The sequence below is a fragment of the Neptunomonas japonica JAMM 1380 genome (assembly GCF_016592555.1).
Taxonomy (GTDB): Bacteria; Pseudomonadota; Gammaproteobacteria; order Pseudomonadales; family Balneatricaceae; genus Neptunomonas; species Neptunomonas japonica_A.
Map to the genome: position 1 here is coordinate 821,655 of NZ_AP014546.1, position 13,439 is coordinate 835,093.

General features: G+C 44.4%; 14 protein-coding genes. 12 read left to right on the forward strand and 2 right to left on the reverse strand.

What is annotated here, in order from left to right; translation table 11 throughout:
* The 6 genes from NEJAP_RS03735 (at position 1) to NEJAP_RS03760 (ending at position 6,340) form a co-directional block, all read left to right on the forward strand.
* Complete coding sequence (locus NEJAP_RS03735; protein ID WP_201349361.1) at positions 1-813, forward strand: protein phosphatase CheZ; 813 nt, start codon at positions 1-3, stop codon at positions 811-813.
* Positions 814-826: 13 nt separating this feature from the next.
* Positions 827-2,899 (forward strand): chemotaxis protein CheA, encoded by a 2,073-nt coding sequence (locus tag NEJAP_RS03740; RefSeq protein ID WP_201349362.1) that lies wholly within the window; start codon positions 827-829, stop codon positions 2,897-2,899.
* A gap of 25 nt (positions 2,900-2,924) precedes the next feature.
* A complete protein-coding gene (locus NEJAP_RS03745; protein WP_201349363.1) occupies positions 2,925-4,115 on the forward strand; it encodes a protein-glutamate methylesterase/protein-glutamine glutaminase in 1,191 nt (396 codons plus the stop codon).
* A gap of 100 nt (positions 4,116-4,215) precedes the next feature.
* Positions 4,216-4,989: a ParA family protein gene (locus tag NEJAP_RS03750; RefSeq protein WP_201349364.1), complete on the forward strand. Its 774-nt coding sequence runs from the start codon at positions 4,216-4,218 to the stop codon at positions 4,987-4,989.
* Between the two features lie 6 nt (positions 4,990-4,995).
* On the forward strand, positions 4,996-5,895 hold the full coding sequence (locus NEJAP_RS03755; protein ID WP_201349365.1) for a chemotaxis protein CheW: 900 nt from the start codon (positions 4,996-4,998) through the stop codon (positions 5,893-5,895).
* A 34-nt stretch (positions 5,896-5,929) separates the two neighbouring features.
* Positions 5,930-6,340: a DUF2802 domain-containing protein gene (locus tag NEJAP_RS03760; RefSeq protein WP_236591052.1), complete on the forward strand. Its 411-nt coding sequence runs from the start codon at positions 5,930-5,932 to the stop codon at positions 6,338-6,340.
* On the opposite strand, the gene NEJAP_RS03765 is transcribed toward NEJAP_RS03760, so the two are convergent.
* Both NEJAP_RS03765 and NEJAP_RS03770 read right to left on the reverse strand, forming a co-directional pair.
* Positions 6,337-6,606: an EscU/YscU/HrcU family type III secretion system export apparatus switch protein gene (locus NEJAP_RS03765; protein WP_201349366.1), complete on the reverse strand. Its 270-nt coding sequence runs from the start codon at positions 6,604-6,606 to the stop codon at positions 6,337-6,339. The genes NEJAP_RS03760 and NEJAP_RS03765 overlap by 4 nt on opposite strands.
* A complete protein-coding gene (locus tag NEJAP_RS03770) occupies positions 6,603-8,492 on the reverse strand; it encodes a flagellar hook-length control protein FliK (RefSeq protein ID WP_201349367.1) in 1,890 nt (629 codons plus the stop codon). The genes NEJAP_RS03765 and NEJAP_RS03770 overlap by 4 nt, the downstream gene beginning before the upstream one ends.
* Positions 8,493-8,638: 146 nt before the next feature.
* On the opposite strand from NEJAP_RS03770, the gene ccmA reads away from it, so the two are divergent.
* The 6 genes from ccmA to NEJAP_RS03800 are packed head-to-tail and all read left to right on the forward strand — an operon-like array spanning position 8,639 to position 13,378.
* The gene (gene ccmA, locus NEJAP_RS03775; protein WP_201349368.1) at positions 8,639-9,274 is read left to right on the forward strand and encodes a cytochrome c biogenesis heme-transporting ATPase CcmA; all 636 of its coding nucleotides are present in this window, start codon (positions 8,639-8,641) and stop codon (positions 9,272-9,274) included.
* The gene (gene ccmB, locus NEJAP_RS03780) at positions 9,274-9,981 is read left to right on the forward strand and encodes a heme exporter protein CcmB (RefSeq protein WP_201349369.1); all 708 of its coding nucleotides are present in this window, start codon (positions 9,274-9,276) and stop codon (positions 9,979-9,981) included. The genes ccmA and ccmB overlap by 1 nt, the downstream gene beginning before the upstream one ends.
* A 14-nt stretch (positions 9,982-9,995) precedes the next feature.
* Positions 9,996-10,751 carry a heme ABC transporter permease gene (locus tag NEJAP_RS03785; protein ID WP_201349370.1) on the forward strand — a complete coding sequence of 252 codons (756 nt, stop codon included), beginning with the start codon at positions 9,996-9,998 and terminating at the stop codon, positions 10,749-10,751.
* A 40-nt stretch (positions 10,752-10,791) separates the two neighbouring features.
* Complete coding sequence (ccmD, locus tag NEJAP_RS03790; protein ID WP_329610949.1) at positions 10,792-10,938, forward strand: heme exporter protein CcmD; 147 nt, start codon at positions 10,792-10,794, stop codon at positions 10,936-10,938.
* Entirely contained in the window at positions 10,935-11,396 is a 462-nt protein-coding gene (gene ccmE, locus NEJAP_RS03795) for a cytochrome c maturation protein CcmE (protein ID WP_201349371.1), read from the forward strand. The genes ccmD and ccmE overlap by 4 nt, the downstream gene beginning before the upstream one ends.
* Complete coding sequence (locus tag NEJAP_RS03800; protein ID WP_201349372.1) at positions 11,393-13,378, forward strand: heme lyase CcmF/NrfE family subunit; 1,986 nt, start codon at positions 11,393-11,395, stop codon at positions 13,376-13,378. The genes ccmE and NEJAP_RS03800 overlap by 4 nt, the downstream gene beginning before the upstream one ends.
* The last annotated feature ends 61 nt before the right edge of the window (positions 13,379-13,439 follow it).

Below are 13,439 nucleotides of genomic sequence, written 5' to 3' on the forward strand. Positions count from 1 at the left end.
ATGACTGAAGCAGATTTGCATCGTGGGTTGGATGGTTTTGAATCCTTGCTGCAGGAAAAAGCGACTGAGCTGGTTACAGTGTTGGAAAGTGGCGATATAAACAATGCGCTGACTATTATAAATGACCTGCAGCAAGTTAAGCATTTGGCCTTTTATAATGAAGTCGGGTATCTGACAAGAGGCCTTCATGAAGCAATTAAGTCTTTTTCTGATGATGTGAAAGTTCAAGGCGAAGCTGAAAATGCACAAGATGACTCTATTCAAGGCATGGCTGATGCATCTGAAAGGCTAAGCTATGTTATTGAGCTGACTGAAAAAACTTCTCATGAAACAATGGATCGTGTCGATAAGTCGTTAGCGTTAGTTGATAAAATGGATGATCAGAGTAGGCGCTTTGCCGGTTTGTTATCGATGGTAGGGCAGCTGGAAGCTGAGTTTGAGGGGTTGAGAGGTGGATATGACCGTACTTGCCAGCTTAAACAAGAGTCAGAACAAACAGTTAAAGATTTGCGGGCTGAACTCACAGAGATATTAGTCGCTCAAAGTTACCAAGATATAACGGGGCAGCTTATCCGTCGTGTAATAACTCTAGTAACTCAAGTGGAAGGTAGCTTAGTGCAGCTTATGGATATGGCTGCAAAAGTTGAGCGCATAAGCGGTTTAAGTACAGAGAAGCCAGCAAGTAACACTAACCAGAAAGCTAAAAAAGACCCAATTGAAGCAGAAGGGCCACAACTCTCGGGGAAAAATAATCCAGACGTGGCCTCTGATCAAGATGATGTTGATGATTTGTTATCAAGTTTGGGTTTTTGAATAGGAGCTTCTAATGAGCTTGGATGTTGACCACGAAATTCTCGAAGATTTTCTTGTTGAGGCAGGAGAGATACTAGAACAGCTATCTGAGCAGCTAGTTGATCTTGAAAAATCCCCAGATGATAATGATCTTTTGAACTCGATTTTTCGGGGCTTCCATACTGTAAAGGGTGGTGCTGGTTTTCTTCAATTAGATGCAATGGTGGATTGCTGTCATAAAGCTGAAAATTTATTCGACTTGCTCCGTAATGGAAGTGTCAAAGTAACTCCTGAGCTCATGGACGTAGTGTTACAGTCGCTAGATGCCGTAAATATAATGTTTGGCAATGTGCGAGCGGGTGAAGTGCTAGAAGCGGCTTCGCCGGCCTTGTTACAAAAATTGGCAGATTTTGCGTCGGGCAAAGTTGAATCTGAACATGAGCCTGTACTTGATGTAATAGTTGCTCCTGTTGAAGAGGTCTTTGTAGAGGAATCAGCTCAATCTAGTGCGCCTTCGGTTCCCAGTGCAGACTCTGCAAATGATGAGTTTGATATGTTGCTGGATGATGTCCTTCCTGAGGCAGAGGCCGTCGTCGAAGATGACGGTCTCATTACTGAAGATGAGTTTGAAGCGTTACTGAATGACCTGCATGGTGATGGTGCACCGGGGGTCTCCTCTGAACCTGAGATTGTTGAAAGCAAAGAGGCTGCTGATAGTGGTTTAATTTCAGAAGATGAGTTTGAGAATTTACTAGATGAATTGCAATCTCATGGTCAGGGAGCCTTTGCAAGTACTGAGAATGCTGCACCTGCTATGCCTGTTGAGACTGCGCCTGCGCCGGAACCGGAACCTAAAGTCGAGCATCAGGTAAGTGAACCTGCTAACACTGTGAAAAATACGGCAGCTACACCCGCTGCAGCTTCTTCTAATAAAACCGTAGTAACTGAAAGTAATGTTCGAGTTGATACGCGCTTATTAGATAAAATCATGAACATGGTTGGAGAGCTGGTTTTAGTACGAAACAGATTGGTTCGTTTAGGTGGTGCTCGTGAAGACGAGGAGATGACCAAAGCGCTAGGCATTCTTGATATGGTGACAGCGGACTTGCAAATGTCCGTAATGAAAACCCGCATGCAGCCAGTCAAGAAAGTGTTTGGGCGCTTTCCCCGCTTGATCCGTGACCTATCACGCAGCTTGAAGAAAGAGATACGTCTTGAGCTGCGCGGTGAAGAAACCGACCTTGATAAAAATCTCGTTGAAGCGTTAGCCGATCCTCTAATACATTTAGTTCGCAACTCTGTTGATCATGGTATTGAATCTCCTGAAATTCGTGAAGGAACCGGAAAAGCCCGTGAAGGACATGTCCTATTATCGGCGGAGCAAGAAGGTGACCACATTCTGTTGATAATACAGGATGATGGCGCTGGAATGGATCCTGAGAAGTTGCGTATGTTGGCGGTTGATCGTGGGATGTTGGATCAAGAAGCAGCTAACCGGCTTTCAGAGCAAGAGTGCTTCAACTTGATCTTTCAAGCAGGCTTTTCAACCAAAACTGAAGTGTCAGACGTATCTGGTCGTGGCGTTGGCATGGATGTGGTTAAAACTAAGATTACACAGTTAAATGGCACTTTGCATATAGATTCTGTTTTAGGACAGGGCACTCGAATTGCTATTCAAGTTCCGCTGACATTGGCGATTATGCCAACCTTGATGGTTATGCTGGAGAACCAGGCCTTTGCATTACCATTAGTTAACGTTAATGAAATTTTTAATCTTGATCTAACAAAAACGAATGTAGTTGATGGCCAGCAGGTGATCATTGTTAGGGATCAGGCTTTGCCTTTATTTCATATGAAACGTTGGTTAGTGGAAGGGCAGGAAAACGCTGAACTTCCTGAACAAGGACATGTGGTTATTCTTACTGTCGGGACTTTGCGGGTTGGCTTTGTGGTTGATCAGCTAGTAGGGCAAGAAGAAGTCGTGATTAAGCCTTTGGGCACTATTTTGCATGGTACTCCTGGGTTATCAGGAGCCACTATTACTGGTGATGGTCGAATTGCTCTAATTATTGATATTCCTAATTTGTTGAAGCGTTACGCGTCTTAGTAATATTGTCTGAATAGGGGCTGCTATGCCGGTAAAAGTGTTAATAGTCGATGACTCCGGTTTTTTCAGGCAGCGTATTAATGATTTCTTATCGAATGATAACCGCTTAGAAGTTATTGGCACGGCTTCTAATGGCCGTGAGGCTGTTGAGTTAACTAAGCAGTTGAAGCCGGATGTTGTGACTATGGATGTAGAGATGCCGTTGTTAAATGGCATCGATGCTGTTCGTATTATTATGCGAGACAATCCCACTAATGTTTTGATGCTGTCATCGCTTACCCATGAGGGTGCTCAAGTCACCTTGCAGGCTTTGGAGGCAGGAGCTGCTGATTATCTAACAAAAGATATACGTTCTTGGATTAATAAATCCAATGCCATGCAAAATACGTTAGTTGAGCGTGTTGTTGCGCTGGGGAAAAGTAGGGGAGGGAGGTATCGATCACCAGCCTTTACTACTAAACCGTTGAAGGCGGGTGCTACCTCTAGTATTCACAGCTTTGGTGCAGCCACTCCTGCTGTACATTCTAAAAGGGTAGAGGCAAAAAGCGCTGGTTTGCCATCTGCTCGAGCCTCTGTTGATTTAAAAGCGGCTTTGCAGACTCGCTCTTCGCTTGTAAAGAGAGCGAGCCATGCGGCTAGTTTTCCGAGCAGTTGCAAGTTAATTGTTATAGGTTCCTCTACAGGGGGGCCTGCAGCTTTGCAGACTATTCTAACAGCCTTACCTGCTAGTTTTCCTTACCCTATATTGCTTGTGCAACATATGCCTAAGACTTTTACATCAGTCTTTGCCTCCCGTTTAAATCAGCAGTGTGCTATCGAAGTGAAAGAAGCTGAAGATGGCGATAGATTCAAGGCTGGGCGCGCTCTATTAGTGCCTGGAGGGCAGCAAGTAATGATTGAAAGTCGACAGCCTGACCGTGTGAAAATTTTGCCCGGGGATGAGCGATTAACCTACCGTCCCAGTGTTGATATTGCATATGCGGCTGCTGCAAAAACTTATGGAAATAAAGTGCTGGCGGTGATTTTGACCGGTATGGGAGCTGATGGGGCAGAAGGTGCTCGCCTTCTTAAGCAAGCTGGGGCTGTTATGTGGGCACAAAATGAAGCTAGTTGTACTATTTATGGCATGCCTCAAGCGGTTGTTAAAGCAGGGCTTGCGGATGATGTCTTAGATTTGAATGATATTTCTAGGTTGTTAATGAGTGGCGGAAAATAGCAAAGCATTTCTATGATTTTAAATGTAATGCATTGTATTAAGTAGATATATCATCAGTTATCCTCATTTTAAATAGACACAGTCATACCGGGAATATGCTATGCAGGTTTGGGCAATTGCAAATCAAAAAGGCGGTGTTGGGAAAACAACAACAGTTGTGACTTTAGCTGGGTTATTGGCAGAGGTTGGTTACAACGTTTTGATGATTGACCTTGATCCGCATGGCTCTTTGACTAGTTATTTCCACTATGATCCTGATGAGTTAGATCATAGTATCTATGATCTTTTTGTTACGCAGAATGAAATCACGCAGAATCAAGTTAACTCTTTGTTATGTAGCACATCTGTGGATCGTATACAGCTGATGCCTGCATCAACAGCGATGGCAACATTAGAGCGGCGTGCAATCGATCATCAAGGGATGGGGTTGCAGATTGCGAAAGCGTTGCGGCATGTTAAGGATCGTTATGATTTTGTTTTGATTGATAGCCCGCCAGTATTAGGCGTACTAATGGTAAATGCGTTAGCTGCATGTAATCACTTAATTGTTCCTGCCCAAACGGAGTTTCTTGCGCTTAAAGGGCTAGAAAGGATGGTTCGAACAATTAGTATGATTAATCGTGCTCGCAAGAAAAAGTTGAACTATACCATTATTCCCACGTTTTATGATCGAAGAACTCAAGCGTCGGTAAGCTGCTTGAGAGAGCTTCATAAGTGCTACCCAGATGAGCTGTCCAGTGCAGTTATTCCCGTCGATACAAAATTTAGAAACGCTAGTATGAAGGGGGTTGTGCCTTCTTCGCTAGATGCTGGTAGTCGAGGCGTTCATGCCTATGCTCGCTTATTACGCTCTTTAATTGAGCAGCGAAGGTAACTGTTAATGGATAAGAAACCCCCAGCCGGTCGTCAGCATCAAGTAGTTTTCGAATACCTTGAGGCATTGTTGTTGGATCCTTCTGAGGAAGATGGGAGTCATCTTGAACAGGGTAATGAGAAGAAGCCCGTAGAAGATGAAACTACTTCTCATGATGTATTGCTTGCAGATGCTGAATTAATGAACACACTAAAAGCAGAGCCAGAGCCAGAGCCAGAGCCAGAGCCAGAGCCAGAGCCAGAGCCAGAGCCAGAGCCAGAGCCAGAGCCAGAGCCAGAGCCAGAGCCAGAGCCAGAGCCAGAGCCAGAGCCAGAGCCAGAGCCAGAGCCAGAGCCAGAGCCAGAGCCAGAGCCAGAGCCAGAGCCAGAGCCAGAGCCAGAGCCAGAGCCAGAGCCAGAGCCAGAGCCAGAGCCAGAGCCAGAGCCAGAGCCAGAGCCAGAGCCAGAGCCAGAGCCAGAGCCAGAGCCAGAGCCAGAGCCAGAGCCAGAACTTAATTGTGTTTTGGTGAATGTTTGTGGTCTTAAGCTGGCTATTCCTTTTGAAGGAATAGAGGGCGCGTTGTCATTGAGCACCGTAACCCTGCAGTTGAGTAACCAATACGATTGGGTTCTTGGTAGTTTTGAGCGTTCTTCATTCTCTACTGCGATTGTTGATACCGGGCAATGGTTGCTAGCAGATAGGTATGATGCTGCTCTCTCTCGCTATGCTGAACTGATTGTTTTGGATGGTAAAAATTGGGCTTTGATGTGTGATGAGCTTGTAAAGTCTGTACGCATACCGCACAGTCGTATTAATATGAACAGTAATAAGCAAGGTCGCCCCTGGATGCTTGGTACATATATGGAAGAGCGTTGTGCGATTGTGGATGTGGCGGCATTAGTAGAGCAGTTTGAGCAAGCAAGCTAACATCGCGATATTAAGTTTGTAGTAGGGTAGTGCATTGGCAGAATCAAGTGTGTGGTTAGTCTCTTTTCTGAGTGTCATGGTTGTTATCTTTGCGGGAATCAGTATTTATACTTTTTATCGGCAAAAGCAGCATGAGCGCCAATATAAGGCTTTAGTGACAGTCTTGCGTAATGAAATTCGCTCAATTACCGGTAGTTCCATTGGCATGGGGAAGCGCTTGGTTGATATAGAGCAGAAGCTTAATATTACGGTAGAAAAACAACTTGAGCTTGAGAATAGGGATCCTGGTGAGTTGGCTTATAATCAGGCGGCACGTCTCATGGAGATGGGTGCTGATGTTGATGATCTAGTCAAAGATTGCGGTATCGGTCGCCCGGAAGCAGAGTTGATGGCTTTATTGCATAAAGAGCTACATACGCATCAAGGTGTTGAGCACAAAAACTAGCTTTTATTCTTTAGCTTGTAAGCAAACGCGATTACTTCTGCAATAGCCTTGTAGAGCGCTTCTGGTATTTCTTCGCCAATTTCAAGGCGTATTAACACTTCTAATAATTCAGGGCTTTGGTGAACATGAATTTCATGTTCATTTGCCAAGGCTAAAATTTGTTGGGCAATATCTCCCTTACCTTTCGCGACAATAGTGGGCGCTGTGGCAGTGCCGTGATTATATTTTAGCGCAATAGCAGATGCGTTTTTTTCTTCATCGTTCATGTTTTGATATCAATTAATTGCTTCTGGATAGGCGTCTTTTGGGGTTTAGGTTTCCCTTGCTTACAGATAAGAGTGGGTACGTTAAGCCCGAGTGTATTGAGTTGCTCTCTAAAACCACCTAGTTGGTTTCTTATCGACGTTACTGTGTCATGGTGTGAGCAAGTGAAAGCGGCGGTTAACTCACTCTGCTCCTGATTGAGGCTAAGTTCTGCATCAATGCTTTTTGATGCGTCTAAATCAAAATGTAATCGGACTTTCCAGACTGTTTCCAGTTCTTGGCGGCTATTTTGCTGACTTCTATGGCTAATACGTAATTCAACATTGTCTAGTGTTTCTTGGTTACGGATAGGAAGGTCTAATTGAAAGAAGCGCTCATTTGACTCTATTCTCTCTTGTCGGCTTTGGATGCTCGTTAATTGGTTGGTCGTTACACGCGCCAGCATTTTATCGACGGTTGATTGGACAAGCTGTTTTTGTGAATCCGGTAGTTGTTCTGCAAGAGCCTGTAGTTTTCCTAAAAACTGCTTCATATCTTTTGGGGATGATTGGTTGTTGGCTAGCCTGTTCTCGGTAAAGAGCCCGCCATAGTGAATATTTTGTTTAATAGTTTGCTGCGCTTCTGCGGTACCGGGGCGTACGCCAAACAGCTGCATTAATGACTGCACTACTTTGTCTATTTGCCCAGCAGCGGTTGAGTTGGTGGCTGCGGTGCTGTTTAAAAGCTGTTGTATACCTGCGCCTAAAGAGATTTGTTGTGGGAGTTGCTCGCGCAAGCTGTTTTGTAGAGACGTTGCTTGTTGAGGCGTCAGTTGTGATGTGACTGTTCCTCCTTTATCTTTCGGAAGAGGTTGAGTCCAGCTAATGTTAATTTGATCCGTATGGTTTCGGGATACTTGTATTTGTTGTAGTGGAGGCAGGTTGGCTGAGGTTTGTAGTGTTACTGTTGCCCCCTTAGCGTTGAGTGTCAGTATATTGGCAGCTTGTTCTGTCGAGTATTTAGTGTTTGGTAGTGCTAGTGTATTTGGTTGTGTTCTTATCAGCTGAGCTGTCGGTTGCGCTTGTTGTGTCGTTGTTTGTGGGTTCATTTGGGTCAAAGTGTTTTTTGTTTGCTCTGGGGGCGCTTGGACTTGTGTCGCTGGGGTGGGCGTCGTACTTGTCTTTGCTGGCTCGGAAGCTACTTGAACTTGTGTAGCTGGAATAGGCGTCGTACTTGTTTTGATTGGCTCTGCTGTTGGTAGCGATACCAGAGGTGTCGTTTGTGTTGTTGGCTGTGTAGAGGGTGCTTGAGTTGAAACGGCTGGCTGTATTGTGTTTGTGGTAGTAAGCGCTGGTATGCTTGTCGTTGGTGTTGTCATCTGAAGAGGTGCTGGTTGTTGCGGTGGTGAAAGTGTAGGGCTGCTCTGAGGTGCTGTTGTCTGAGAAGGCGTTATAGGTAGACCTTGTGTTTGTGATATGACTTGAGCATTAATCGTTTGTCCACGTGGGATGGTATTGGCAAGCGTAGTTATATCTTTTTCTGAGCGAATAACTGGCACCGCAGGTGTTTGGTAAGTCCTAGTAGTTGTGATCTTTTCTGCCAAGGGGGGAGTTATAGGTTTCTCAGAGGCTGGTGTTGAGGCTAATTTAATAGCTAATTGACCATTGTTAGTACGAGAAATAAGTACCTTGCTACCCGCCGGTATAGGTTGTTGGGCTTTCAGCTCCATCAATACGCTATTGCTTTCTAATTTTAGCCTGAACACGTTGGGGCTTAATTGATCCTGAGACACTTGCCGAACTGTTGCCTGTAAGCTTCCGCTGGCAGGAATGAGCTTTTCGGCACTCCCTGTGCGTGTGCTTCCTGATGAATCCAGTAAAGTAAGTGATTGAGGAGTGATGGTGTTCATGAATAAACACTTTTTACAATAAATCTGATCAAGAGCAATGCCCCAGCTGAGTCTAATTTGTATATAATGCCCTGCTTATGCATCGGCCAGTAACCTATTTAGTGTAGCGCTATACTTTTTAAAGCGCAGTTTTTGAGGAAAAGGTGTTGTTAGAACCGCTGTTAAACATTGTTGATCTGTATTGCGAACGAGATGAACGTGTTCTGTTTGAGGGGCTTTCTTTTGGTCTTGTAGCCGGGGAATTAGTTCAGATTGAAGGTGCTAACGGCAGTGGGAAAACGACTCTTTTAAGAATTCTAAGTGGTTTGTCTGGCGACTATGAAGGTGACGTTTTTTGGTGTGGCGAATCTGTCGAAAAAGTGAGAGATGACTTTTTCTCATCCTTGTTGTATTTCGGTCACCAGCCAGGCGTTAAAGGTATGTTAACGCCTGTAGAAAACTTGCAATGGTATAGTGCTATACATCCGGCTTTATTAGCCGAGAAAATTTTTCCAGCATTGGAAGTGGTGGGTCTTAAAGGTTACGAAGATGTACCTTGCCACTCTTTGTCTGCTGGGCAAAATCGACGTGTTAGTTTAGCGCGATTGTATATGAATACTGCCAAGTTATGGATTCTAGATGAGCCTTTTACTGCAATCGATAAAAGCGGAGTTGCAGCTAAAGAGCGCTTACTAGCAGATCATGTTGCTTCGGGAGGAAGTGTTATTTTAACAACACATCACGATTTGACCTCCTGTGGGTCGGTAACAAAGATTAATCTTGATCAATTGATGGGAACTTGATGGCTGAATTGTGTACTAACTCTGCGGAAATATCGTTGGGGAAATTATTTTCAGCTGTGTTGAAAAGAGACCTGTTGCTGTCTTTTCGGCGTAAAAGTGATTTGGTTAACCCGTTGATTTTCTTTGTGATGGTAGCGACTTTGTTTCCTCTAGGTGTCAGTCCTGAGCCAAATTTCTTGGCCGACGTAGCGCCTGGAGTGGTATGGGTGGCTGCTCTTTTAGCAACGCTGTTGTCTTTAGATGGTATATTCCGCTCGGATTATGAAGACGGCACTTTAGAACAAGTGATTTTAAGTCCTCAGCCGCTTATGGTGGTTTGTTTGGCAAAAGTAATGGCGCACTGGATGACAACAGGTTTGCCACTGGCGTTGATGTCTCCTTTACTCGGAGTCATGTTGTTTTTACCTGCCAGTGCGATGTTTGGCATGGTGCTAAGCTTGTTAATTGGCACCTTGGTACTGAGTCTTATTGGCGCTATTGGCGCAGGATTAACAGTAGGTTTAAAACGTGGTGGTGTGTTGATCTCTTTACTGGTCTTGCCACTGTATATACCCGTACTGATTTTTGGTTCAGGCGCAGTACAAGCTGCTGTTGCCGGGTTGCCTTTAGAAGGATATTTGGCATTGCTTGGGGCCATGTTGGCTTTAGGGATAGTATTGGCGCCATTTGCAATTAGTGCATCTGTACGCATTTCAGTTAGTGGTTAAGAGGTAAATGAAATATGGCAGGAAGTAGTTGGTTGCCACGCTGGTTTTATCAATTAGCATCCCCTCGGTGGTGTTATGATTTTACGGGTAAGTTACTGCCGGGTTTTCTTATAGCAGCTATTTTATTATTAATAGCAGGGGTGGTTTGGGCGTTGGCGTTTGCGCCACCGGATTATCAGCAAGGCAATAGCTTTCGCATCATGTATTTGCATGTACCTTCCGCTATTCTTGCGCAGTCATGTTATATGTTGATGGCAGTTGCCGGTGCAGTGGGTCTTATTTGGAAGATTAAAGTGGCCGATATGGTGGCGTATGTATGTGCACCTATTGGCGCATCTATTGCTGTCATGGCGCTTGCCACCGGTGCTATTTGGGGGAAGCCTACGTGGGGTTCATGGTGGGTGTGGGATGCACGTTTGACCTCTATGCTGATTTTACTTTTCCTCTATATGGGGGTGATGGCGTTGTATGCTGCCATGGATAATGAATCCATGGCTGCAAAAGCCGCTTCTGTTTTATCTTTAGTTGGTTTGGTCAATATTCCAATCATTAAGTATTCCGTGGAGTGGTGGAATACTCTGCATCAACCCGCGACATTTACGTTAACTGAAAAGCCCGCGATGCCTGTTGAGATGTGGTTGCCTCTATTAGTGATGGTTGTAGGTTTTTATTGTTTTTTTTCTGTGTCTTTAATGCTCAGATTGCGAAATGAAATTATTCGTCGTGAGCGCCGCTCCGGCTGGGTTCGTGAGTTAATAGCTTCTAAGTGAGGTCGTAGTGCAGTTCGAAACGATGTCTGAATTTATTACAATGGATGGCCATGGACTTTATGTATGGCTGTCATATGGGATTGGATTATTGATAATTATCGGCAATTTAGTCTTACCATTATTTAAACGTAAAGAGCTAATAAAAAGCCTAGCTCGGCGCCTACGTAGGGAGAATAATACTCAATGAATCCTAAACGAAAAAAGAGGCTTACCCTCGTTATCTTTCTTGTTGTTGGCGTCAGTGTGGCAGTAAGTTTGGCATTATATGCGTTAAATCAAAATATAAATCTATTCTATTCACCGCTGCAGATTGTTAATGGAGAAGCGCCTCAAGGTACGCGTATTCGTGCTGGAGGAATGGTTGTTGAAGGCAGTGTCGTGAGAGACCAAAAAAGTTTACATGTGAAGTTTGAAATGACTGATTATGCTAAGACGGTACCGGTTGAGTTTACAGGCATTCTTCCAGATCTGTTTCGTGAAGGGCAAGGCATTGTTGCACAAGGGTCATTAGATTCGCAGGGTGTTTTTCAGGCTGTAGAAGTGCTGGCTAAACATGATGAAAACTATATGCCACCTGAAGTGGCTGATGCATTGGAAAAGTCCGGGCAAATGCCGGTACCTCCTAAAGAGGCGTTTAATAAATGATTCCTGAGCTTGGGCAATACTCACTCATATTGGCGTTAAGTCTTTCTGTTCTATTATCAGTAGTGCCGCTTGTTGGCGCTTACACTTCTAATAGTTTGTGGATGGGCTTTGCCCGGCCTTTATCAAAAGCACTATTTTTATTTTTACTGATTAGCATGATATGCCTTGGTTATGCTTTTTTGACAGATGATTTCTCAGTAGCCTATGTTGCGGGTAACTCCAATTCAGCTTTGCCAGTATATTACAAGTTTAGTGCTATCTGGGGAGGGCATGAGGGATCTTTATTGCTGTGGGTCTTTATTCTAAGTGCTTGGACCTACGCTGTTGCAGTGAAAAGTTCAGAATTACCTTTGGATATTGTGGCTCGCGTATTGTCAGTCATGGGGATGATTAGCGTTGGCTTTACATCGTTTACCTTGATGACCTCGAGTCCCTTTACACGTTTACTGACCAATACTCCGCTTGAAGGTGGAGATCTAAATCCTTTGTTGCAGGATATCGGTCTGATTATTCACCCTCCAATGCTTTATATGGGATATGTGGGTTTCTCTGTTGCTTTCGCTTTTGCCATTGCTGCTCTTATGAGTGGTCGCTTGGATGCCGCGTGGGCGCGCTGGTCACGCCCGTGGACAAATGTTGCATGGGCATTTCTGACGTTTGGTATTGTGTTAGGCAGCTGGTGGGCTTATTACGAACTTGGTTGGGGCGGTTGGTGGTTTTGGGATCCTGTTGAAAACGCATCCTTTATGCCGTGGTTGGTCGGAACTGCATTGGTTCACAGCTTAGCTGCTACTGAAAAACGTGGTGTGTTTAAGAGCTGGACAGTTCTGCTTGCCATTTTTGCCTTCTCGTTAAGTTTATTAGGTACCTTTTTAGTACGTTCTGGTGTTTTAACATCGGTACATGCTTTTGCTTCTGATCCTGAGCGTGGTTTTTTTGTATTAGTCCTGCTCAGTATAACGGTGGGAGGCTCATTTCTTCTGTATGCGATTAAAGCTGCCCATGTCAAAAGCGAATCGTCTTTTGAATTAGTTTCTCGAGAAAGCTTCTTGCTGATCAACAACATTATGTTGGTTATTGTTTGTATGATGGTTTTGTTGGGTACTTTATATCCATTGATTATCGATGCGATGTCTCTGGGTAAAATATCGGTAGGGCCTCCTTACTTTAATGCGTTATTTGTACCATTGGTTGCTGTGATGGTGGTTTTCATGGGTATTGGGTCTATTGCTCGTTGGAAAAAGACAGAGCCAAACTACTTATTAAAACAACTCGGCATTCCCGCGGTTTCCGCTGTTTTGCTAGGGTGTGCTTTTCCGTTGATTTACGCTGGTACATTTGAGCTTAAAACGGCATTAGGTATGGTGCTGGCTTTTTGGGTGGTAATTGCAGTCGTGCGTGATCTTTTTAATAAAATCAAAAACAAACGCACTGTTTCAGCAGGCTTTACAGGTTTGTCTCGTAGCTATGTTGCTATGGCGTTGGCGCATGTTGGCGTGGCTGTCTCTATTGTCGGTGTCGCGCTAGTCTCGATTTATAATGAAGAGCGTGACCTGCGTATGGCGCCTGGTGATACGTTAGCATTTGAAAATTTTACATTCATCTTCGAAGGTTCGAAAAACATTGAAGGTCCGAATTATACCTCAGATATGGGTGTTCTGACCGTACTAAAAGACGATAAACCGTATTCTGTAATGTACCCTGAAAAACGTCTTTATACCGCTCGTGGTAATGTGATGACAGAGGCAGATATTGACCCTGGTTTATTTGGTGATCTGTATGTTGCTATGGGTGAACCTTTAGAAGGCGATGCTTGGGCGATTCGTGTTCAATATAAACCTTTCGTACGTTGGATTTGGTTAGGTGGTTTAATGATGGCGCTGGGAGGGGTGTTAGCAGCAAGTGATCCACGTTATCGAAAGCAGCTGGCGCGTAAATCGACTAAAAATAAGTCGCTTTCCTCTGAAAGCGTAACCGCATAAGGAACATGAACATGCGTCGTTTAGTACTTTTTGTTCCATTGTTTATTTTTTTGTAATGGGC

Excerpts from the sequence above, each read along its gene's own strand:
- NEJAP_RS03735 (WP_201349361.1), top strand. The coding sequence starts at position 1 with ATGACTGAAGCAGATTTGCATCGTGGGTTGGATGGTTTTGAATCCTTG.
- NEJAP_RS03740 (WP_201349362.1), top strand. The coding sequence starts at position 827 with ATGAGCTTGGATGTTGACCACGAAATTCTCGAAGATTTTCTTGTTGAG.
- NEJAP_RS03745 (WP_201349363.1), top strand. The coding sequence starts at position 2,925 with ATGCCGGTAAAAGTGTTAATAGTCGATGACTCCGGTTTTTTCAGGCAG.
- NEJAP_RS03750 (WP_201349364.1), top strand. The coding sequence starts at position 4,216 with ATGCAGGTTTGGGCAATTGCAAATCAAAAAGGCGGTGTTGGGAAAACA.
- NEJAP_RS03755 (WP_201349365.1), top strand. The coding sequence starts at position 4,996 with ATGGATAAGAAACCCCCAGCCGGTCGTCAGCATCAAGTAGTTTTCGAA.
- NEJAP_RS03765 (WP_201349366.1), bottom strand. The coding sequence starts at position 6,606 with ATGAACGATGAAGAAAAAAACGCATCTGCTATTGCGCTAAAATATAAT.
- NEJAP_RS03770 (WP_201349367.1), bottom strand. The coding sequence starts at position 8,492 with ATGAACACCATCACTCCTCAATCACTTACTTTACTGGATTCATCAGGA.
- ccmB (WP_201349369.1), top strand. The coding sequence starts at position 9,274 with ATGGCTGAATTGTGTACTAACTCTGCGGAAATATCGTTGGGGAAATTA.
- NEJAP_RS03785 (WP_201349370.1), top strand. The coding sequence starts at position 9,996 with ATGGCAGGAAGTAGTTGGTTGCCACGCTGGTTTTATCAATTAGCATCC.
- ccmD (WP_329610949.1), top strand. The coding sequence starts at position 10,792 with ATGGATGGCCATGGACTTTATGTATGGCTGTCATATGGGATTGGATTA.
- ccmE (WP_201349371.1), top strand. The coding sequence starts at position 10,935 with ATGAATCCTAAACGAAAAAAGAGGCTTACCCTCGTTATCTTTCTTGTT.
- NEJAP_RS03800 (WP_201349372.1), top strand. The coding sequence starts at position 11,393 with ATGATTCCTGAGCTTGGGCAATACTCACTCATATTGGCGTTAAGTCTT.